We start from the raw sequence: 20,499 nt of genomic DNA, 5'->3' as shown, positions 1-20,499 counted from the left end.
TGAGGCCGGGTTCTCTCAAGTTCCGATGCCTGCAAGGCTCAGGCAGCCATGGCCTTCTGGAGGTTTTCGTCGATCTTGTCGAGGAAAGCGGTGGTCGACAGCCAAGGCTGATCGGGGCCGATGAGCAGCGCCAGATCCTTGGTCATGAAGCCGGCTTCGACGGTATCGACGCAAACCTTTTCGAGCGTGGAAGCGAACTTGGCGAGTTCGGCATTGTCGTCCAGCTTGGCGCGATGGGCGAGACCGCGGGTCCAGGCGAAGATCGAGGCGATCGAGTTCGTCGAGGTTTCCTGGCCCTTCTGATGCTGGCGGTAGTGACGGGTGACCGTGCCGTGCGCGGCCTCGGCTTCAACCGTCTTGCCGTCCGGCGTCAAGAGAACCGACGTCATCAGGCCAAGCGAGCCGAAGCCCTGGGCAACCGTGTCGGACTGGACGTCGCCGTCGTAGTTCTTGCAGGCCCAGACGTAACCGCCGGACCACTTCAGCGCGGAGGCGACCATGTCGTCGATCAGGCGGTGCTCATAGGTGATGCCGATTTCGTCGAACTTCGCCTTGAACTCGTTCTGGTAGACTTCCTCGAAGATGTCCTTGAAGCGGCCGTCATAGGCCTTGAGGATGGTGTTCTTGGTCGAAAGGTAGACCGGCCACTTGCGCATCAGGCCGTACATCATCGAGGCACGGGCGAATTCGCGGATCGATTCGTCGAGGTTATACATGGCCATGGCAACGCCGGCGCCCGGAGCGTCAAAGACGTCCTTCTCGATGACCGTGCCGTCTTCGCCGACGAACTTGATGGTCAGCTTGCCCTTGCCGGGGAACTTGAAGTCGGTGGCGCGGTACTGGTCGCCGAAGGCATGGCGGCCGACGACGATCGGCTTGGTCCAGCCCGGAACCAGGCGCGGCACGTTCTTGCAGATGATCGGCTCGCGGAAGATGACGCCGCCGAGGATGTTGCGGATCGTGCCGTTCGGGCTCTTCCACATCTGCTTGAGGTTGAATTCCTTGACGCGGTCTTCGTCCGGCGTGATCGTCGCGCACTTGATGCCGACGCCGTGCTTCTTGATGGCGTTGGCGGCATCAACGGTGACCTGGTCGTTGGTCGCGTCGCGGTTTTCGACAGAGAGGTCGTAATAGTCGATATCGATATCGAGGTAGGGGTAGATCAGTTTGTCTTTGATAAACTGCCAGATGATGCGAGTCATTTCGTCGCCATCGAGATCGGCAACGGGGTTAGCGACCTTGATCTTCTTCATACTTCTGCCTCGTTTAAGCTGATGGGACCGGATGGTCCTGTGGTGAATGTGAAGTCCCGAGCGCTATAACACCGCAAGCCCCGAACGCAAAGCCGGTAGAGCCCTCGAGATCGCGTTTTTGATCATTCGTGACAGCGGTCGCTTTTTGATATCCGGCCATTGCCAAAGCGGTCGATGCGTCTAATGTCGCCCATGTTTTGCCTGTCGCAACGGAATCATATCATGCAGAAATTTGCCGCATCCGCGCTTGTCGTCACATTCCTTCAGTTCTCGTTCGGCGCGCATGCGGCGTTGGCCGCCGATGCGACGACGCCGGTCAAGGCCATCATGGATGCAACCGTTTCGAACTGGGCGGGCGGCGACAGCGACTGGCAGGATATTTTCGACGAAAGCAGGCTGAAGGATATCTACAGCAAGGATTTTGCGGCGAAATATGAGGCTGCGGCCCAGTTTCCCGCTGCCGATGAGGACGGCATCTCGCCATTCGACTATGACGTCATCGTCAACGCGCAGGACGCCTGTCCGCTGGAAGAGCTGAAGATCGCCGCCCAGCCGCCCAAGAACAATGTTACGGAGGTGCTGGCGACCTTCAAGAAATCCACCTGCATGGGCTCCGATGCCGACTATCAGAAGGTGACGACCGTGCGCTTCGAGGTGATCGATGAAGGCGGAAGGCCCGTCGTCGACGATATCGTCACGGACGACGACAACGGCAATCCGAGTTCGCTCAAGAGCGTGATGCAGGATCTCGTCAAACAGCAGCAACAGCCCACGGATCAGCAACAGCCGGCCAATCCGCAATAATCCAGCGGGATTCATCCGGCCGGCGATGCGCAAAAACCTTGCCGACCGTCGCCTGTCTCGCTATTGCGACCCGTCATAGGCGCGACTAGGCTCGCGCGCGGAGATTAAGGCATCATGGCAGGCACGAACAGCGAACGTCCACTTCTGGCCGAGGGGCCGGCTATTATTCTGGTCGAGCCGCAGATGGGTGAGAATATCGGCATGGTGGCGCGCGCCATGGCGAATTTCGGACTGGTCGAGCTGCGTCTGGTCAATCCGCGCGACGGCTGGCCGAACGAGCGGGCGCAGGCGACCGCTTCGAAGGCGGATCACATCATCGAGGCGACGAAGGTCTACGATACGCTGGAGCAGGCGATAGCAGATCTCAATTTCGTCTATGCGACGACGGCGCGCGAGCGCGATGGCTACAAGCCCGTTCGCTCGCCTGTCGTTGCGGCGGAGACCCTTCGCGACCGGTTCAAGGCAGGTGAGGGCACCGGCATTCTTTTCGGCCGCGAGCGCTGGGGCCTGACCAACGAGGAAGTCGCGCTGGCGGACGAGATCGTGACCTTTCCCGTCAATCCGGCCTTCGCTTCGCTGAACATCGCCCAGGCCGTGCTGCTGATGTCCTATGAGTGGATGAAGTCGGGCATGGAGGATGTGGGCGCCGTGCCTTTCCAGGCGATCGAGCAGCGGCCTTCGACGAAGGATCAGCTCTTTGGTCTCTTCGATCAGCTCGAGGAAGCGCTGGATGCCCGCAATTATTTCCATCCTGCCGGGAAAAAGCCGAAAATGGTGGACAATCTCCGCGCTGTCCTCTCGCGCCGGGCGTTTACCGAACAGGAAATCAGCGTCTTGCGCGGGGTGATCTCGTCTCTCGACCGCTTCACGCGAAAATCCCCGCGCGGCAGCGGCTCGCATCCCCGGTCTGGCAAAATGCCTTCGAACGCTCCCAAGGAAACCACGAGCGATGACAGCAACGGCGAATGAGCTGAAACCGGTCCTCGTGTTCGATTCAGGGATCGGCGGTTTGACCGTGCTGCGTGAAGCGCGGGTGCTGATGCCGGAGCGCGGTTTCATCTATATCGCCGACGATGCTGGTTTTCCTTATGGAGGCTGGGAAGAGCGGGCGTTGAAGGAACGCGTTGTCGACCTCTTCGCAAAGTTGCTTGCTCAGTACGATCCGGAAGTCTGCATCATCGCTTGCAACACCGCCTTCACGCTTGTCGGCGCCGACCTGCGCGCCGCCTTTCCGCAGATGACGTTCGTGGGCACGGTGCCGGCGATCAAGCCGGCTGCCGAGCGAACCCGCTCCGGTCTCGTCTCGGTGCTCGCGACGCCGGGCACCGTCAAGCGCGCCTACACGCGCGACCTGATCCAGTCCTTCGCCACGCAATGCCATGTTCGGCTGGTAGGGTCGGAAAATCTGGCACGCCTGGCGGAAGCCTATATCCGTGGCGATGCGATCGCCGATGAGGCTGTCATGACGGAGATCGATCAGTGCTTCGTCGAGATGGATGGCCGCAAGACCGATATCGTCGTGCTCGCCTGCACGCATTACCCCTTCATGGCCAATATTTTCCGAAGGCTCGCGCCGTGGCCGGTCGATTGGCTCGATCCGGCCGAAGCGATTGCGCGACGGGCGCGCAGCCTGGTGCCGCAGGCGGCCGATGCCGTCCATCCCGACAATTTCGATTTCGCAGTGTTCACCTCCGGCGCGCCGGATTTTCCGACCCGGCGGCTGATGCAGGGTTTTGGACTGAAGGCTTGAAGATGACCGAAAAAGTTTCGTTGCGTAAACTCGACCTTGTGGACATGCCGGCGGCCGCGGCCGTTCACCGGGCCTCCTTCGACGAGCGGCTTCCGACGCTGTCCGGGCTGCACACGCCGGAGGAGGATGTCGGTTTCTGGAGTGCCGTCGTATTCAAGGATTGCCAGATCTGGGGCGCGGAGGAGGGTGGCCGCCTGGTCGGCGTCATCGCTTTTCTCGAAGATTGGATCGATCAGCTCTACGTCCTGCCTGAGGCGCAAGAGCGCGGTATCGGCAGCCGCCTCCTCGATGTCGCCAAATCGGCCTATCCGGTCCTTTCGCTCTGGACATTCAAGAGAAATGCGCCGGCGCGTCGCTTTTACGAAAAGCATGGCTTCTTCGTGGTTGACGAGTCGGACGGGGCAGGCAATGAGGAAAAGGAACCGGATGTGCTTTACAAATGGGAAGCGCGCTTGCACCGGATGTAATGCAAGGTCTGACTGAGCGGCGGGATATTGGGAGCTCGATAGTTGATGTCTTTTGAGAATGATTGCTGTGTTGTTGTCGAGGCAAGCCATGCGTCTGCGTGAATGCCACAACTTCCATGATTTTCGCCTTCTCGCGAAAAAGCGTCTTCCCGGCCCGATCTTCAACTATATCGACGGCGCAGCCGACGACGAAGTGACGCTGCGGCGAAACACATCAAGCTTCGAAAGCTGCGATCTCGTTCCCAACGTCCTGCGCGGGGTCAGCGAGATCGACATGTCCGTCACCGTCATGGGACAAAAGCTCGCGACGCCCTTCTATTGCTCGCCGACGGCTCTGCAGCGTCTATTCCATCATCAGGGCGAGAACGCGGTCGCTGCCGCGGCGGCCTCGCTCGGCACGATGTTCGGCGTCTCCTCGCTCGGCACCGTCAGCCTCGAGGAAATCCGCAAGAAGCATCAGGGTCCGCAGGTCTACCAGTTCTATTTCCATAAGGATCGCGGACTGAACCGGGCGATGATGGGGCGGGCGAAGGAAGCCGGCGTCAACGTGATGATGCTGACGGTCGACAGCATTACCGGCGGCAATCGCGAGCGCGATCTTCGCACCGGATTTTCTATTCCCTTCAAGCTCAATCTGGCGGGCGTCACCCAGTTCGCCATCAAGCCGGCCTGGGCGCTGAACTATGTGACGCATGAGAAGTTCCGCCTGCCGCAGCTCGACGAGCATGTGGATATGAGCGGCGGCGCCATGTCGATCGGCAAGTATTTCACAGAGATGCTCGATCCGTCGATGAACTGGAACGACGTCGCGGAAATGGTGAAGCATTGGGACGGGCAGTTCTGCCTGAAAGGCATCATGTCGGTCGAGGATGCCAAGCGCGCGGTCGACATCGGATGCACCGGCATCGTGCTTTCGAACCATGGCGGCCGGCAATTGGACGGCTCGCGTTCCGCTTTTGACCAGCTGGCGGAGATCGTCGACGCCGTCGGCCATCGCATCGATGTGATGATGGATGGCGGCATCCAGCGCGGCACGCATGTTTTGAAGGCCCTGTCGCTCGGCGCCAAGGCAGTCGGTCTCGGCCGCTTCTATCTCTATCCTCTGGCCGCTGCCGGCCAGGCGGGTGTCGAGCGCGCGCTGAGGCATTTGCGCACCGAGATCGAGCGCGACATGAAGCTGATGGGCTGCACCTCCGTCAGCCAGTTGTCGCGGGCCAATCTGCGGTTCCGCTGACATCGCGATTGCCTGTGGGTTTTTTCAATCCACGGGCGCGAAGCTTGGAAATCTTTGCTAGACGGAGGCGCGTCCTTTCAGAAAGATGGGACGCATCCGCGTTTGATTCTCGTTCATAGGGGAAGTGCATTGCAGGTCGGCATCGACATGGGAACGGCGTCCGGCGGGACCAGCGCCCAGCTCGATATCGAGGAGCTGCTGGCAACCCGTCTCCTGGTGCAGGGCAATTCCGGCTCCGGAAAATCGCACCTCTTGCGGCGGCTGCTGGAGCAGTCCGCGCAATGGGTGCAGCAGGTCATCATCGATCCCGAAGGCGATTTCGTCACGCTGGCCGACAAGTTCGGGCATGTGGTGGTCGATGGCGAGCGGACGGAAGCCGAGCTTGCTGGCATCGCCAACCGCATCCGCCAGCATCGCGTCTCCTGCGTGCTGACGCTCGAAGGGCTCGATATCGAGCAGCAGATGCGCGCCGCCGCCGCCTTTCTCAACGGCATGTTCGATGCCGATCGCGAATTCTGGTATCCGGTGCTGGTCGTAGTCGACGAAGCGCAGATGTTTGCGCCTTCGGTTGGCGGCGACGTCTCGGAAGATGCGCGCAAGATGTCGCTCGGGGCCATGACCAATCTGATGTGCCGTGGCCGAAAGCGCGGTCTTGCCGGCGTCATCGCCACCCAGCGTCTGGCCAAGCTCGCCAAGAACGTCGCGGCCGAAGCCTCCAACTTCCTGATGGGGCGCACCTTCCTCGATATCGACATGGCCCGCGCCGCCGACCTGCTTGGCATGGACCGGCGGCAGGCGGAAATGTTCCGAGACCTGAAGCGCGGCAATTTCGTCGCGCTCGGGCCGGCACTCTCGCGTCGGCCGCTGCCGATTACCATCGGTGCGGTGGAGACCTCGGCGCGTTCCTCCAGCCCGAAGCTGATGCCGCTGCCGGATGCGCCGCAGGATGTGGAAGACCTGATCTTCACGCCGGATCCGGAAGAGTTCACGCGGCCCGTTGTGCGCCGCACGACGCCGGCGCCGCGTCCGACGACCGATATTCTGGCCGAGCTTTCCCGCTCCGTGCCGGCGGCAAGTCCGGCGCCGGCTGAGCCGAAAATCAGCCAGCCGGAGATGTCGAGCGAGGATCGCGAGGCAAGGGTCGGCGCCGTCCTTTCGGAGATCCTCGACGATCCTGCTTCCGGCTTCCGGACGGATTCGGTGCTCTATCAGGAATTTCTCGTGCGGCTGCGCATGCGCCGCGTTCCCGGCGCGCCGATGAGCCTGGCGGAGTTCCGCCGCCGCGTGGCGATTACGCGGTCCGGTGCCGACGAAGAGATCATGGCGACGGATCGATGGGCCACGGCCCTGTCGCTTTCATCGAGCGTGACCGACGACCTGCAGGGCGTGTTTCTGATGCTGGCCAAAGCAGCCATCAGTGGCGAGCCGTGCCCGTCCGACGCCCGCATCGCCCGTGCTTACGGCACCCATTCGGCGCGTCGCGCGCGTCGTCTCCTCGGCTATTTCGAGGAGCAGGGCAGCGTCGTCGTTCATACCGATTTCTCCGGCCGGCGCGTCGTGGCGTTTCCGGATATGGATTGTCAGACCGCGCCGGGCGATGCCAACGCGCCCGATATGGATGGTGGCGAGCAGGCGGCGGCGGAATAGCTGTCGTATTCTCGAACAAGGGCATCCGACGCTGTTGACATTTTCATGACGACCCCTTAGAGACCGCCCCAACGCCGGGCAGAAATGTCCGGTGTTTCATTTGACATGTCCCGTGGCTTTCTCCGTTCGCTAATGTGAGAAGCCTGTCAGAGCTCGAAAACGGAGTTCAGAGGAGGGCGTGTTTCCTTCGCGGTTCGGCAACGGACCGCGGCAACGTTTGAAAGGAAATGCGATGAGCAAGCGCGAATCGTCCAAGTACAAAATTGACCGCCGTATGGGCGAGAACATCTGGGGTCGTCCGAAGTCCCCGGTAAACCGTCGCGAATACGGCCCGGGCCAGCACGGCCAGCGCCGCAAGGGCAAGCTTTCGGACTTCGGCGTGCAGCTGCGCGCCAAGCAGAAGCTGAAGGGCTACTACGGCGACCTGCGCGAGAAGCAGTTCCGCGCCATCTTCGCTGAAGCTGACCGCCGCAAGGGCGACACCTCGGAGAACCTGATCGGCCTGCTCGAATCGCGCCTCGACGCGATCGTCTACCGCGCGAAGTTCGTTCCGACCGTTTTCGCAGCGCGTCAGTTCGTCAACCATGGCCACGTCACGGTGAACGGCGTTCGCGTCAACATCGGTTCGTACCGCTGCAAGGCTGGCGACGTTATCGAAGTTCGCGAAAAGTCCAAGCAGCTCGTAACCGTTCTGGAATCGGTTTCGCTCGCTGAGCGCGACGTTCCGGACTACATCGAAGCCGACCACAACAAGATGGTTGCGACCTTCGCTCGCGTTCCGGCCCTCAGCGACGTTCCTTACGCCGTTGTCATGGAACCGCATCTGGTCGTCGAATTCTATTCGCGTTAATAAGCGGATAACTTTCTTGATGAATGAAAAGCCGCTCGGTTCGAGCGGCTTTTTTGTCTTTGGAGCGCCTCATGACGGATTTGCAGGCCATTCTCGACGGTATTTACACGGAGCTTTCGCCGCGCATCGGTGAAGGCAAGGTTGCCGACTACATTCCCGAACTGGCAAAGGTCGATCCGAAGCAGTTCGGCATGGCGATCGCTACCGTGAACGGCGATGTCTACAGCATCGGCGATGCCGGCATTCCCTTCTCCATCCAGAGCATTTCCAAGGTCTTCATGCTGACGCTGGCGCTCGGCAAGGTGGGCGAAAGCCTCTGGAAGCGCGTTGGACGCGAACCCTCCGGCACGGCCTTCAATTCCATCGTTCAGCTGGAGCGGGAAGAGGGCATCCCGCGCAATCCCTTCATCAATGCGGGTGCGATCGCCGTCAGCGATGTCGTGCTGGCCGGACATGAGCCGCGCGAGGCCATCGGCGAGCTCCTGCGCTTCGTGCGCTATGTGGCCGACGACGAATCGATCAGCATAGACGACAAGGTCGCGCGTTCGGAGACGCAGACCGGCTTTCGCAATTTCGCCCTGGCGAATTTCATGCGCGCCTACGGCAATATCCACCATCCGGTCGAGCATGTGCTCGGCGTCTATTTCCATCAATGCGCGCTTTCCATGAGCTGCCAGCAGCTTGCCAGGGCGGGGCTCTATCTTGCCGCGCGCGGCAGTAACCCGATCACCGGCCATTCGGTCGTGTCGCCGAAGCGGGCGCGGCGCATCAATGCGCTGATGCTGACCTGCGGCCATTATGACGGCTCCGGCGATTTTGCCTATCATGTCGGCCTGCCGGGCAAGAGCGGTGTCGGCGGCGGCATCATGGCGGTCGCGCCCGGCATCGGCTCGATCGCCGCCTGGTCGCCAGGGTTGAACAAGGTCGGTAATTCGCAGCTCGGCGCGGTCGCGCTGGAAATGCTGGCGGCGCGCACAGGCTGGTCGGTATTCGGCGATTGATGCGGTGTCTTCTTGGCGTGCTTTCTGCTATCAGCGTGGCAAGATACTGAGGACGATGGAATGAATATCGCAACTGCGGTGATGGACGAAATCGATATCGAGGCTGAAGACGGCGGCTCCGGCGTGCATCCGATGTTTCTCGATGCCCCTCGCTCAGTCTCCTTCAATAAGCTGCGCAAGCGCCTGTTGCGGCAGGTGCGTCAGGCTCTGGAAGATTTCCAGATGCTGAAGGGCCAGAAGCGCTGGCTGGTCGGGCTTTCCGGCGGCAAGGATTCCTACGGGCTCCTGGCGCTCCTGCTCGATCTGAAATGGCGTGGTCTGCTGCCGGTGGAGCTGATCGCCTGCAATCTCGACCAGGGCCAGCCGAACTTCCCGAAGCATATATTGCCCGAATATCTGACGAAGATCGGCGTTGCGCATCGCATCGAATATCGCGACACCTATTCCATCGTGAAGGAGAAGGTGCCGGAGGGCGCGACCTATTGTTCGCTCTGTTCGCGCCTGCGCCGCGGCAATCTCTACCGCATTGCCCGCGAGGAGGGGTGCGACGCGCTGGTGCTCGGCCATCATCGCGAGGACATCCTCGAAACCTTCTTCATGAACTTTTTCCACGGTGGCCGCCTGGCCTCGATGCCGGCGAAGCTTCTGAACGACGAGGGCGATCTGATGCTGCTGCGGCCGCTTGCCTATGCGGCGGAGGATGACCTCGCCAAATTCGCGGCCGCCATGCAGTTTCCGATCATTCCCTGCGATCTCTGCGGCTCGCAGGACGGGCTGCAGCGCAATGCCATGAAGGACATGCTTGCCGACATCGAGCGGCGCATGCCGGGCCGCAAGGATACGATGCTGCGCGCGCTGGCGCATGTGAATCCGTCACACCTGCTCGATCCGAAATTGTTCGACTTCGCCGGCTTGATGACCGGAGGGTCTTCGGTAGGACGAACCGCGGCAGATTAGCTAGTTTTGCCACACCGATGTCATCGAATCGGGCATAAGAGGAAGCCCTTTCAAAACAAAGGCCTCCGATGACTTTTTCCGATGCAGATTTCGACCACCTGATGACGACTGTTGCCGAGGCAGCGGCACAGGAAATCCTCCCGCGCTTCCGCAATCTGGTCGCCGGCGACATATCGGAAAAGACCTCGGCCATCGATCTGGTGACAGAGGCCGATCTGCTGGCCGAGCAGCGTATCACCGCAGCGCTGAAAGCGCGTTTTCCGAGCGCACTTATCGTTGGAGAGGAGGCCTATGAGGCCGACAAGTCGGTCGTGCCCGCTCTGGCGCATGCGGAGCTGGCCTTCGCCATCGATCCGGTCGACGGCACGTTCAATTTCGCGGCCGGCCTGCCGGTGTTCGGGACGATGGTGGCCGTCGTTGCCAATGACGAGACGATCGCCAGCGTGATCCACGATCCCGTGCTCGGCGATACCGTGACTGCCATGAAGGGTTCCGGCACTTTCCTGCGTCGGCAGGCAGGGCAGGCGAGGCGGCTTTCCGTGGCTGCGCCGGCTCCCCTCAGCGCGATGACGGGCGCCATCTCCTGGGCTCACATGGATGAACCGGACAGGTCCCGCATCTGCAGCAATCTCTCGAAGGCCCGCATGGCCTTTGCGCTCAATTGTTCGGCCTACGAATATTGGATGGCGACATCCGGCAAGTGGCATTTCATCGGCCATTCCAAGCTGATGCCATGGGATCATCTTGCCGGCGTGCTCGCGCATCAGGAAGCCGGCGGCTATACCGCCAAGTTCGATGGTTCGCCCTACAAGCCCGGCGAAACGGAGGGCGGCATTATCTCCGCGCCGGACGAGGAAAGCTGGCAGATGATCCGCCGCCAGATCATCGGTGCCTGAAAGCAGAAGGAAAGAGCATGACATCGCTTGTTGACGTTACGACCCTCGCTCATGTGCTGCGACGCGCGGCACAGACGGAGATCCTGCCGCGTTTCCGCAGGCTGGGCAGCGACGATGTCCGCGCCAAGAGCGAGGCGACCGATCTGGTGACGGAAGCCGATGAGCGTGCAGAACGCATGATAAAGGCCGAGGTTTCCCGGCTTTGGCCCGAGGCGCTCTTCGTCGGCGAGGAATCGGTTGCCGCCGACCCGGCGTTGCTGAACAAGCTGGAGGATGCCGATTTTGCCATCATCGTCGATCCGGTCGACGGCACATTCAACTTTGCCGCCGGCATTCCGGCATTCGGCGTCATGGCTTCGGTCGTCTCGAAAGGCGAGACGGTCGCCGGCATCATTTTCGATCCGATGGGCGACGATTGGGTGCTGGCGGAGCGCGGCAGCGGCGCATGGCTGCGCCGGCCCGATGGCGACATGCTGCGTCTCAAAGTGACCGGGCCGGTTGTGCTCGACGAATTGGTCGGCATGGCAGCCACGGGCTACCTGCCCAAGGCAAAGCGCGCCGAGATCATGGGCAATCTCGCCAAGGTGCGCTACGCGACCAGCTATCGATGCGCGGCCCATGAATACCGGACCCTCGCGGGCGGCTATGTACACTATCTCATGTACAACAAGCTGATGCCCTGGGATCACCTGGCGGGATCGCTGATTTCGCAGGAAGCCGGCGCCTATGTCCGTCGTTTCGATGGCTCGCCCTATCTGCCGCATCATCTCGATGGCGGGCTGCTGGCGGCCGTCGACAAGGATACCTGGGAATTACTGCGGCGCGAGGTCTTCACTCTTTAGGGCGGCCCATACGGGCTTATAGCCGGGGCGACCACTTGGAAAGTGGCAGCGAGAGAGCTATCTTCCTTGCAACATGCAGGAGCCTTGGTGGGCGCCTGCTGCCGGGATGAGGTCGATGTCCGAGACAAGCCGCAAGCTGACCACTATCTTCTGCGCCGACGTGCAGGACTACTCGCGTCTTATGGGCAAGGATGAGGAGGGGACGCTATCGATCCTCCGCCGTTACCGCGATGCGATGAAACGGTTGATCGAGGCGCATGGCGGCCGGGTCATCAACACCTGGGGCGACGGCGTCTTTGCCGAATTTCCAAGCGTTGTCGAAGCAGTACGCGCAGCGATCGACACCCAGAACGAGCTTGCCGGCTATAATGCCTCCTGCGATCCCGACAAGCAGATGCTTTTCCGGATCGGGCTCAATCTCGGCGACGTCATTGCCGACGGCGACGATCTTTATGGCGATGGCGTCAACATCGCCGCCCGGCTGCAATCGCGCGCCGCCGCGGGCGGCATCGTCATTTCCAGCACGGTCTACGACCAGGTCCGTAACAAGGTCGCGGTCGGCTTCGATTTTCTCGGGCAGCTCGAGGTCAAGAATATCGAGGGTGGCGTGCCGAGTTACGCAGTGCGTATCGGAGGGATGCAGGTCGTCGATACCGCCTCCGATTATCGGCCGGCACCGGAGCCCACCCCGGCGCGCGCGCCGGATGTCGCGACGCCGGAACCTGCTCTTCAGGATTGGCGGCGCAGCATCGGGGTGTCGCTTGTCGTCGTCATCGGCCTTGCCGCCTTCAACCTGATGAGCTGGCATGGCGAATTCTGGGCAAAATGGCCCATACTTGCCATCCTCTGGGTTGCGGCGTTCCGTTTCGTTCGGAGCAACAAGCAGATCGATATCGGCATCGCCAGCATGGCCATCACCGGTGTCGGTCTCGTGGTGATCAATCTTCTCACCTGGCACGGTACACCCTGGGCGATCTGGCCCCTGCTGGGGCTTGCGATCGCCGCGGCGCTGCGCTGGGTCAATCGCCCGCGTAGCGACGCATAAAACGAGGCATAGCGCTGCCTAGACGTGCCCCATCCCTGGTTCCAGGGCCGGGGTATCGCCTGGATGGGTGAAGAGCTTGCCGCGCTCCGCCCACAGTGTCGCCAGGATCGACAGCACGCCGAACACCGTAAAGCCGGCGATCATCGGCTGGGCGGTGCCATCGAACATCTGGCCGACGATACCGCCGAGCACGACGCCGCCGGTGGTGGAGACAGAGCTGGTGATCGCGGCTGCCGTTCCGGCCAGATGGCCCATGGGCTCGAGGCTTATGGCCATGCAGTTGGTGGTGATAACGGCGAACATCATCAGCATCACGGAAATCAGGATGTAGATGAACGTGAAGCTCGGCTGACCGGTCATGCCGACGACATAGCCGATGATGCCCAGTACGGTGAAGATAATCATGGCTGCGTGCGAAATGCGGCGCATGCCGAAGCTGCGAACGAAATAGCCGTTGGCGAACTGCGCGACCGCCGTGCCTGCAGCCGTTGCCGCGAAGGCGATGGGGAACCAGTCACCCAGGCCGTAGACTTCGCCGAAGACCTGCTGCACAGAGACGATGTAGGCGCAGATCACGCCGGTGTAGAGCGTCAGGCCGATCATGTAGCCGCAGGTGATGCGGTTGGTCAGCACGGTTTTGAAGCCGGACAGGACGGACGCGACCGAAAGCGGCAGGCGCTCCTCGACCGGCAAGGTCTCCTTCATGCGGAAGAATGCGACCAGGAAGAGGCCGGCGCTGGCGATGCCGAGCAGGATGAAGATCCACTGCCAGTTCGAATAGGCAACGATCATCTGGCCGACGAACGGCGCGACCATCGGCATGATCATGAAGACGATCATGACATAGGACATCACGCGCGCCATTTCGCGGCCGCCGAAGCAATCGCGCACGATGGCAAGGGTGGTGATGCGAACGGCCGCGGCGCCGACGCCCTGCGCAAAACGCATTGCGAGCAGCGCGAACAGGCTACCGCTCCATGCTGCCGCAAACAGGGTGACCGTATAGAAAGCCAGGCCGCCGAGCAGGATGCGCCGGCGGCCATAGGTATCCGACAGGCTGCCGAAGAAGAGCTGGCAGATGCCGAAGCCGAGGAAATACACGCCGATGACGAGCTGGGTGTCATTCGGGTTGGCGACATGAAGCGACTGGCCGATGTTCGGCAGCGCCGGCAGCATGCTGTCGATGCCCATCGAGATGCTGGCCGTCATCAGCGCGATCGTGATGATGAATTCCACGATGCCGAGGCCGATGCGATTGGAGCCGGACTGTGCCGACGACTGAGGCGGGGTTGTCATTCGAATATGCCTGTCAATGTAAAGCGAGGGACTGATCAGCCGGCGGCGGCGCGTTCTGCGGTCGGAACAGCCGCCCTTTCTCGGCGATCAGGACGAAAAGGATGCCGACGAGGGAAACGGTGAAATAGCCGATGATCATCGGCGTTGCCGTGCCGTTGTAGAACTGGCCGATGCAGGCGCCGATCGATGCGCCGCCGACCGTGCTCATGAAGCCGAGTACGGAGGAGGCCGTTCCGGCGACGTGGCCGAGCGGCTCCATCGCGAGCGAATTGAAGTTCGAGCCGATCCAGCCGAACTGGAACATGGCCAGCGCGAAGAAGATCATGAACAGCGGGAAGGGCATCGGCGCCGGCCCGTAAATCTGCACCAGCAGCCAGCAGAAAGTGACGCCGGTGAAGCCGAGCAGGGCGGTGTGGGAGAGCCGCCTCATGCCGAATCGGCCGACGAACTGCGAGTTGACGAAGGACGAAAAGGCCATGAACAGCGCCACGCCACCGAAGGCCAGAGGCGCATAGACGCCGAGGCCGTAGATGTTGTTGTAGATCTGCTGCGCAGAGTTGATGAAACCGAACAGCGCACCGAACAGGAACGTGCTGGCAAGGGTGTAACAGAGGGCCACGCGGTTCGTCAGAACCATCTTGAAGCCCGATGCCACCGACCTGACCGTCAGCGGGCGTATGTTCTCAGGCTTCAACGTCTCCGGAAGCCGGAAATACATCCAGAAGCCGACGAGGGTCGCCATGGTGCCGATGAAGACGAAGATCATGTGCCAGGTGCTGACCAGCATGATGACCTGGCCGCTGCCCGGCGCGATAACGGGCACGATCATGAAGACCATCATGATCAGCGACATGACTTCTGCCATCGCCCGGCCGCCGAAGACGTCGCGGACGATGGAAATGGTAATGACGCGTGTCGCTGCCGAACCGAGGCCCTGGATAAAGCGCAGGGCGAGCAGACCGGCGAAGGACGGTATAAGGGCGATGCCGAATGCCGAGATGACGTAAACGACGATGCCGATCAGCAAGGGTATGCGGCGCCCGAAGCGATCCGACAGCGGACCGTAGACAAGCTGCGCCGAGCCGAAGCCGATCAGATAGGCCGTCACCACATACTGCCGGTGATTCTCGTTCATGACGCCGAGACTTGAGCCGATCTGCTGCAAGGCGGGGAGCATGATGTCAATTGCTAGCGAATTGATCGCCATCAGGAAGGCCGCGAGTACGATGAACTCGCGCTTGCCCATGGGCAGTTGCCCATGGGACATAGCCTGGGATGTAGTCGTCACGGTTTTATTCCCATAAACATATCAAGGCGCCGCCCGGCGGCAGCGCCTTATCGATCGAATTGAACATGGAAACCGGACGAAGAGCCCGGTGACCGATCAGGAAGCGGCGCGAACGCTGATGCCGTTTTCCTGGAAATGCTGCTGCAACTCGCCCGCCTGGAACATTTCGCGCACGATATCACAGCCGCCGATGAATTCGCCCTTCACATAAAGCTGCGGAATGGTCGGCCAGTTGGAATAATCCTTGATCCCCTGACGGATTTCGGCGTCGGCAAGGACATTGACGCCCTTGTAGTCGACACCGATGTAGTCGAGAATCTGGACCACCTGGCCGGAGAAACCACACTGCGGGAACTGGGGCGTGCCTTTCATGAAGAGAACGACGTCGTTGTTCTTAACTTCGTTTTCGATGAATTCGTGAATGCCGCTCATTGTCCAGTTCCTTTCACATGCGGGGTCAAGGCCCGCAGCGTTAAATCTGCTTCTTAAATAGCAAGCGACCGGCAAGATTTCCAGCCGCAAAACATACGTGCCGTCTTTTTCATCGCATGAATGGATTTCCGGTATCAGCGGCCATTGCAGGTCGCGAAAACGGTCAATTGGCCATGTTTTCTGAACAGTGCGTTTTGAAAACGCGTCTTCAACCCAATGGCTGAACAACACATATAAAATAAAAGCAAGGGACGATTAATATTAGGTTGCTATTCATTTTACAGGCAGCCGGTATGTTTGTTAGAGTCCGTCGATGATGCGATTTGGTGCGTATCGGTTCCTTGTGAGCATTGCATTTGATTTTTGAGGGAGCGGACACCATGAGCCACCATCATTATTCCGACGGGCAGGTTGGTGAAGAGCGGGAATTCTACAGTTCCGAAGATACGAGCGAAGGCGAACGGGAATATTACGAGCATGTGCGCACGCCCAAAGCTTCGGTCCTGAATAGCGCCGTGACCGTGAGCGCCATCGTGTTGATTCTGAGCATTGCCTTCGGTTATCGCGCTTCGACCGCTCCGACACCGCAGCCGACCTTGCCTCCCATTGTCGAAAAGATCATGACCGCGCCGCCCGCGGATTCATGCGCCGAAATCTCCCCATATCCGCGCCGTGATTGCTGATATATTCTGGTTTCCTGCCTTGTCACCGCATGGTGCGGCGAAAAGACGGTGCGCGACGTCGGCTATATGCTTTCTCGCGTCGGTTCGAGGGCGCAGACGCGTGATCCTATCTTTTTGTTTTTGGGATGATTTGTGATGCGCTGCCATGAAAAAGCCAGCAGCCCGTGGTGTTGCCGATCCGCAAAATACATCGATGTGCTGGCGCGCGCCGGGGACAGACCACAATATGGATAATATCAAGAAGAGGGTGGTTCTCCACTTCCCTGGCTTCGAGCCGTTGGATGCTGCCGCGCATCGCGCTCGCTACGAGCGTTCGGCTCGCCAGAGCGCTGCCGTGTGGGATTTTTCCGCCTCGATCGACGAATTGAAGAATTTCGGCCGGGCACCCTATTTCGACGTCACCGCGACGGGTGCCGACTGGCAAACGCAGAGCCGCGTTCATATCGTCGATCACAACGATCTGGTGGCTGTGCTGAACGGCAGGCCATTCTTTACGCGATTGCTGCATGGTTATCTTGCGGCTGCAAAAGTTGCTTTCACCGGCGGGATGGTCGGCTATTTTCGCCATGCCTGGCGTTTCGGCCTGTTCTTCATCTTTCCGTTTCTGCTGATGCTTGCGGGGTTTCTCGCCAGCCTTTTGATCGCATTCACGCCCAACATCCTCGGGTTGCCGGCCTGGAGCCATATCGGCAGCATCGCCCTGGCCGTCGCGTTCTTCGTTTATGTCTTTCTGCCGCAGGCTGAAAAGCTGCACACTCTGCATCTCTTTTCCGACTGGGAGATGGCCGTGGCGATGGCGGGGCTGAACGGGCTTGGCGCCGAGCAATGGCTGGAGGCGAGCGCAATCAGCGTGCGTCAGGCGCTGGATGAGCCCGATATCGACGAATTCGTCATTTCCTCGCACAGCATGGGTTCGTCCGTCGCGACCCATGTGCTCGGCCTGCTGCTCGAACGCGAGCCGGACCTGCTGCAGGGCAGGCGCGTGGTTTTCACGACGCTTGGAAGCGCCATCCTGCAATGCGCGCTCATGCGGTCGGCATCCGTGCTGCGCTCACGCGTGGGGTTGATCGCGCGCTGCAAGGAAATCTTCTGGCTCGACGTTCACTGTCTGACCGACGCCATTCATTTCTACAAGGCGAAGGTTGCCGCCGTTTGCGGCCATGAGGATGCCGAGCAGGCCTCCATCCTGTATGTGCGCTTCAAGCAGATGCTGTCGGCAAAGCACTATGCCAAGATCAAGCGCGACTTCCTGCGGGTTCACCGGCAATATGTGCTCGGTCCGGACGTGAAGGCATTCTTCGATTTCACGCTGATGACGGCCGGTCCGCTGCCGGCCTCGCTTTTCGCCGAATTCTCGCCGAAGAAACTGCCGGAGCTGACATTCAACTCCGGCGAGGAAGCGCAGGCGCTCTCAATCGGGCGCTGAAGTCTGCAGCGCAAGGGCGTGCAGCACGCCGCCCATATTGCCCTTCAGGGCATCATAGACCATCTGGTGCTGCTGCACGCGGCTCTTGCCGCGGAAGGCTTCCGCGACAACTTCGGCGGCATAGTGATCGCCATCCCCGGCCAGGTCGCGAATCGTCACCTTGGCTCCTGGAATGCCGGCCTTGATCATGTCTTCGATATCGCCGGGGTTCATGGGCATGAGTGGTGTACCTCGATCTATTCAGCGGCAGCGAGCGCGCTGCCATCCATAAAGGCAGGAAACCACGATTCATGCGCCTCGCGCAACTGCTCAACCGAAAGCGTTAACAGCCCATCGATGGCCAGCGCATTGCCGCCGACTGTACCGAGGCGGCGGAAGGGCACGCCGGCGCTTTCCGCATTGATGCAGACGAAATCCGCGAGATCGGCAGGTACGGCGATGACGTAACGGGCCTGATCCTCGCCGAAAAGGGCGGCATGGGACAGGGTCTTGCATTCGGCGAGGTCGATGCGCAGCCCCTTGCCCGAAGCGATCGCCATTTCCGCGAGTGCCAGTGCAAGGCCACCGGACGAGATGTCATGGCAGGCCGTGACCTGGCCGTTGCGGATGGCCGAGCGGATGAAATCGCCGTTGCGGCGTTCGGCGAAGAGATCGACTTCCGGAGCCGGGCCATCGGTCGAGCCGAGAATATCGCGAAGATAGATCGAAGAGCCGAGATGGCTGCCATCAAGGCCGATCATCAGCACATGATCGCCTTCGGAGGCGGAGCCGATGCGTGCCATCGTCTTCCAGTCCGGCAGCAGGCCGACGCCGGCGATGGTGGGGGTCGGCAGGATCGCGACGCCATTGGTTTCGTTGTAGAGCGAGACGTTGCCCGAAACGATGGGGAAATCCAGCGCGCGGCAAGCTTCGCCGATGCCTTTGATCGCGCCGACGAACTGGCCCATGATTTCAGGCTTTTCCGGATTGCCGAAGTTCAGGTTGTCGGTCGCAGCCAAGGGCTCGGCGCCCGTCGCGGTAATGTTGCGCCAGCATTCGGCGACGGCCTGCTTGCCGCCTTCGAACGGATCGGCTTCGACATAGCGCGGGGTGACATCGGACGAGAAGGCCAGCGCCTTGGTCGGATGACCCTCGACGCGGACGACGCCGGCATCGCCGCCGGGAAGCTGCAGCGAATTGCCCTGGATCAGGGTGTCGTACTGCTCGTAGACCCAGCGGCGGCTGGACTGGTTCGCGGAACCCACCAGCTTCAGCAGCGTCTGGCCATAATCTTCCGGAGCTGCGACCAGTTCGGCCGGCAGAGCGGCGCGCTTGTCGGATTCGCGCCACGGGCGGTCATATTCCGGAGCCTGATCGCCGAGATCCTTGATCGGCAGGTTGGCGACTTCCTCGCCCTGATGGATGACGCGGAAGCGCAGGTCGTCCGTCGTCTTGCCGACGATGGCGAAATCCAGGCCCCATTTGACGAAGATCGCCTTGGCGACGGCTTCCTTTTCCGGCTGGAGCACCATGAGCATGCGCTCCTGGCTTTCCGACAGCATCATTTCATAGGCTGTCATCTGCTCTTCGCGCACCGGCACCTTGTCGAGGTCGAGTTCGATGCCGAGGTCGCCCTTGGCGCCCATTTCGACGGCGGAGCAGGTGAGGCCGGCGGCACCCATGTCCTGGATGGCGATGACGGCGCCCGTCTGCATCAGCTCAAGGCAGGCTTCCAGCAGGCACTTTTCGGTGAAGGGGTCGCCGACCTGAACGGTCGGGCGCTTTTCCTCGATCGATTCGTCGAATTCGGCCGACGCCATGGTGGCGCCACCGACGCCGTCTCGGCCGGTCTTTGCGCCGAGATAGACGACCGGCAGGCCGACACCCTTGGCTTCCGAGAGGAAGATGGCGTTGGACTTGGCAAGGCCGGCCGCAAAGGCATTGACCAGGATGTTGCCGTTGTAGCGTGCATCGAACTCGACTTCGCCGCCGACTGTCGGTACGCCGAAGGAATTGCCATAGCCGCCGACGCCGGCAACGACGCCGGACACGAGATGCCGGGTCTTCGGATGATCCGGCTCACCGAAACGCAGGGCGTTCATGGCAGCGACCGGGCGGGCGCCCATGGTGAAGACGTCGCGCAGGATGCCGCCGACGCCGGTCGCAGCACCCTGATAGGGCTCGATGTAGGATGGATGGTTGTGGCTCTCCATCTTGAAGACGACGCAGTCGCCATCGTCGATGTCGACGACGCCGGCATTTTCGCCAGGCCCCTGGATGACGCGTGGCCCCTTGGTGGGCAGGGTGCGAAGCCACTTCTTGGAGGACTTGTACGAGCAATGCTCGTTCCACATGGCCGAAAAGATGCCGAGTTCGGTGAAGGAAGGCTCGCGGCCGATCAGATCCAGAATGCGCTGATATTCATCCGGCTTCAGGCCGTGGGAGGCAATCAGTTCGGGGGTGATCTGGATCGAATTGGAAATGGTCATGGGCGCTCGAGGGTCCTTGCCTGTAAAGGGTTTGAAAGCCGGTCAGGGGATCGGGGTCTCTTTAGCGCAAGTCTCCCTGTCGTGCGACAGGAAAATCACCGGCGTTCACAAGACGCCGGCTGTCAGGATGCACGAACTGCGGATACGGCCATTTGCGGCC

At 60.9% G+C, this 20,499-nt stretch carries 20 protein-coding genes; 14 read left to right on the top strand and 6 right to left on the bottom strand.

From position 1 onward, the window contains the following. Positions 1–38: 38 nt before the first annotated feature. Complete coding sequence (locus ACQZ6J_RS00390; protein ID WP_163990986.1) at positions 39–1,253, bottom strand: NADP-dependent isocitrate dehydrogenase; 1,215 nt, start codon at positions 1,251–1,253, stop codon at positions 39–41. A 222-nt stretch (positions 1,254–1,475) separates the two neighbouring features. Here ACQZ6J_RS00390 and ACQZ6J_RS00385 point away from each other — a divergent pair, with 222 nt between their 5' ends. The 12 genes from ACQZ6J_RS00385 to ACQZ6J_RS00330 all read left to right on the top strand — a co-directional run bounded on the left by ACQZ6J_RS00385 (position 1,476) and on the right by ACQZ6J_RS00330 (position 12,746). Beyond that, complete coding sequence (locus ACQZ6J_RS00385) at positions 1,476–2,057, top strand: hypothetical protein (RefSeq protein WP_449081140.1); 582 nt, start codon at positions 1,476–1,478, stop codon at positions 2,055–2,057. A gap of 114 nt (positions 2,058–2,171) precedes the next feature. After that, entirely contained in the window at positions 2,172–3,026 is an 855-nt protein-coding gene (locus tag ACQZ6J_RS00380) for an RNA methyltransferase (protein WP_449081138.1), read from the top strand. Beyond that, positions 3,007–3,807, top strand: coding sequence for a glutamate racemase (gene murI / locus ACQZ6J_RS00375; protein ID WP_449081136.1), 801 nt, complete (start codon positions 3,007–3,009; stop codon positions 3,805–3,807). The genes ACQZ6J_RS00380 and murI overlap by 20 nt, the downstream gene beginning before the upstream one ends. A 2-nt stretch (positions 3,808–3,809) precedes the next feature. Continuing rightward, a complete protein-coding gene (locus ACQZ6J_RS00370) occupies positions 3,810–4,274 on the top strand; it encodes an N-acetyltransferase family protein (protein ID WP_449081134.1) in 465 nt (154 codons plus the stop codon). 88 nt (positions 4,275–4,362) lie between these two features. Beyond that, positions 4,363–5,508 (top strand): alpha-hydroxy acid oxidase, encoded by a 1,146-nt coding sequence (locus ACQZ6J_RS00365; RefSeq protein ID WP_449081132.1) that lies wholly within the window; start codon positions 4,363–4,365, stop codon positions 5,506–5,508. Between the two features lie 129 nt (positions 5,509–5,637). Beyond that, the gene (locus tag ACQZ6J_RS00360; RefSeq protein ID WP_449081130.1) at positions 5,638–7,155 is read left to right on the top strand and encodes a helicase HerA domain-containing protein; all 1,518 of its coding nucleotides are present in this window, start codon (positions 5,638–5,640) and stop codon (positions 7,153–7,155) included. A gap of 232 nt (positions 7,156–7,387) precedes the next feature. Next, positions 7,388–8,005 (top strand): 30S ribosomal protein S4, encoded by a 618-nt coding sequence (gene rpsD, locus ACQZ6J_RS00355; protein WP_047633114.1) that lies wholly within the window; start codon positions 7,388–7,390, stop codon positions 8,003–8,005. A 71-nt stretch (positions 8,006–8,076) separates the two neighbouring features. Beyond that, positions 8,077–9,006, top strand: coding sequence for a glutaminase (locus tag ACQZ6J_RS00350; RefSeq protein WP_163991001.1), 930 nt, complete (start codon positions 8,077–8,079; stop codon positions 9,004–9,006). Between the two features lie 60 nt (positions 9,007–9,066). Next, entirely contained in the window at positions 9,067–9,963 is an 897-nt protein-coding gene (ttcA, locus tag ACQZ6J_RS00345) for a tRNA 2-thiocytidine(32) synthetase TtcA (RefSeq protein ID WP_163991003.1), read from the top strand. Between the two features lie 68 nt (positions 9,964–10,031). After that, entirely contained in the window at positions 10,032–10,859 is an 828-nt protein-coding gene (locus ACQZ6J_RS00340) for an inositol monophosphatase family protein (RefSeq protein ID WP_449081127.1), read from the top strand. Positions 10,860–10,876: 17 nt separating this feature from the next. Then, positions 10,877–11,701 (top strand): inositol monophosphatase family protein, encoded by an 825-nt coding sequence (locus ACQZ6J_RS00335; protein WP_449081125.1) that lies wholly within the window; start codon positions 10,877–10,879, stop codon positions 11,699–11,701. Between the two features lie 115 nt (positions 11,702–11,816). After that, the gene (locus ACQZ6J_RS00330) at positions 11,817–12,746 is read left to right on the top strand and encodes an adenylate/guanylate cyclase domain-containing protein (RefSeq protein ID WP_449081123.1); all 930 of its coding nucleotides are present in this window, start codon (positions 11,817–11,819) and stop codon (positions 12,744–12,746) included. Positions 12,747–12,764: 18 nt separating this feature from the next. On the opposite strand, the gene ACQZ6J_RS00325 is transcribed toward ACQZ6J_RS00330, so the two are convergent. The 3 genes from ACQZ6J_RS00325 to grxD all read right to left on the bottom strand — a co-directional run bounded on the left by ACQZ6J_RS00325 (position 12,765) and on the right by grxD (position 15,762). Further along, the gene (locus ACQZ6J_RS00325; protein WP_163991010.1) at positions 12,765–14,042 is read right to left on the bottom strand and encodes a multidrug effflux MFS transporter; all 1,278 of its coding nucleotides are present in this window, start codon (positions 14,040–14,042) and stop codon (positions 12,765–12,767) included. 13 nt (positions 14,043–14,055) lie between these two features. Further along, positions 14,056–15,288: a multidrug effflux MFS transporter gene (locus tag ACQZ6J_RS00320; protein WP_163991128.1), complete on the bottom strand. Its 1,233-nt coding sequence runs from the start codon at positions 15,286–15,288 to the stop codon at positions 14,056–14,058. Between the two features lie 138 nt (positions 15,289–15,426). Further along, entirely contained in the window at positions 15,427–15,762 is a 336-nt protein-coding gene (grxD, locus tag ACQZ6J_RS00315) for a Grx4 family monothiol glutaredoxin (protein WP_163991012.1), read from the bottom strand. Between the two features lie 380 nt (positions 15,763–16,142). Here grxD and ACQZ6J_RS00310 point away from each other — a divergent pair, with 380 nt between their 5' ends. Further along, on the top strand, positions 16,143–16,445 hold the full coding sequence (locus tag ACQZ6J_RS00310) for a hypothetical protein (RefSeq protein ID WP_163991014.1): 303 nt from the start codon (positions 16,143–16,145) through the stop codon (positions 16,443–16,445). Positions 16,446–16,671: 226 nt separating this feature from the next. Then, entirely contained in the window at positions 16,672–17,871 is a 1,200-nt protein-coding gene (locus ACQZ6J_RS00305; RefSeq protein WP_449081120.1) for a hypothetical protein, read from the top strand. Here the strand turns inward: ACQZ6J_RS00305 and ACQZ6J_RS00300 are convergent. Next, entirely contained in the window at positions 17,857–18,090 is a 234-nt protein-coding gene (locus ACQZ6J_RS00300; protein WP_004108912.1) for a BolA family protein, read from the bottom strand. The two genes, ACQZ6J_RS00305 and ACQZ6J_RS00300, sit on opposite strands and share 15 nt — an antisense overlap. 17 nt (positions 18,091–18,107) lie before the next feature. Beyond that, entirely contained in the window at positions 18,108–20,339 is a 2,232-nt protein-coding gene (gene purL / locus ACQZ6J_RS00295) for a phosphoribosylformylglycinamidine synthase subunit PurL (RefSeq protein WP_163991018.1), read from the bottom strand. Between the last annotated feature and the right edge of the window lie 160 nt (positions 20,340–20,499).

This window comes from Rhizobium sp. A37_96 (genome assembly GCF_053521765.1).
Note: the sequence above shows the minus strand (reverse complement) of the source record. Positions and strands in the feature narration are given on the sequence as shown.

Bases quoted from the DNA above. Each gene is read 5' to 3' on its own strand.
- ACQZ6J_RS00390 (WP_163990986.1), bottom strand. From the start codon at position 1,253: ATGAAGAAGATCAAGGTCGCTAACCCCGTTGCCGATCTCGATGGCGAC.
- ACQZ6J_RS00385 (WP_449081140.1), top strand. From the start codon at position 1,476: ATGCAGAAATTTGCCGCATCCGCGCTTGTCGTCACATTCCTTCAGTTC.
- ACQZ6J_RS00380 (WP_449081138.1), top strand. From the start codon at position 2,172: ATGGCAGGCACGAACAGCGAACGTCCACTTCTGGCCGAGGGGCCGGCT.
- murI (WP_449081136.1), top strand. From the start codon at position 3,007: ATGACAGCAACGGCGAATGAGCTGAAACCGGTCCTCGTGTTCGATTCA.
- ACQZ6J_RS00370 (WP_449081134.1), top strand. From the start codon at position 3,810: ATGACCGAAAAAGTTTCGTTGCGTAAACTCGACCTTGTGGACATGCCG.
- ACQZ6J_RS00365 (WP_449081132.1), top strand. From the start codon at position 4,363: ATGCGTCTGCGTGAATGCCACAACTTCCATGATTTTCGCCTTCTCGCG.
- rpsD (WP_047633114.1), top strand. From the start codon at position 7,388: ATGAGCAAGCGCGAATCGTCCAAGTACAAAATTGACCGCCGTATGGGC.
- ACQZ6J_RS00350 (WP_163991001.1), top strand. From the start codon at position 8,077: ATGACGGATTTGCAGGCCATTCTCGACGGTATTTACACGGAGCTTTCG.
- ttcA (WP_163991003.1), top strand. From the start codon at position 9,067: ATGAATATCGCAACTGCGGTGATGGACGAAATCGATATCGAGGCTGAA.
- ACQZ6J_RS00340 (WP_449081127.1), top strand. From the start codon at position 10,032: ATGACTTTTTCCGATGCAGATTTCGACCACCTGATGACGACTGTTGCC.
- ACQZ6J_RS00335 (WP_449081125.1), top strand. From the start codon at position 10,877: ATGACATCGCTTGTTGACGTTACGACCCTCGCTCATGTGCTGCGACGC.
- ACQZ6J_RS00330 (WP_449081123.1), top strand. From the start codon at position 11,817: ATGTCCGAGACAAGCCGCAAGCTGACCACTATCTTCTGCGCCGACGTG.
- ACQZ6J_RS00325 (WP_163991010.1), bottom strand. From the start codon at position 14,042: ATGACAACCCCGCCTCAGTCGTCGGCACAGTCCGGCTCCAATCGCATC.
- ACQZ6J_RS00320 (WP_163991128.1), bottom strand. From the start codon at position 15,288: ATGGGCAAGCGCGAGTTCATCGTACTCGCGGCCTTCCTGATGGCGATC.
- grxD (WP_163991012.1), bottom strand. From the start codon at position 15,762: ATGAGCGGCATTCACGAATTCATCGAAAACGAAGTTAAGAACAACGAC.
- ACQZ6J_RS00310 (WP_163991014.1), top strand. From the start codon at position 16,143: ATGAGCCACCATCATTATTCCGACGGGCAGGTTGGTGAAGAGCGGGAA.
- ACQZ6J_RS00305 (WP_449081120.1), top strand. From the start codon at position 16,672: ATGGATAATATCAAGAAGAGGGTGGTTCTCCACTTCCCTGGCTTCGAG.
- ACQZ6J_RS00300 (WP_004108912.1), bottom strand. From the start codon at position 18,090: ATGCCCATGAACCCCGGCGATATCGAAGACATGATCAAGGCCGGCATT.
- purL (WP_163991018.1), bottom strand. From the start codon at position 20,339: ATGACCATTTCCAATTCGATCCAGATCACCCCCGAACTGATTGCCTCC.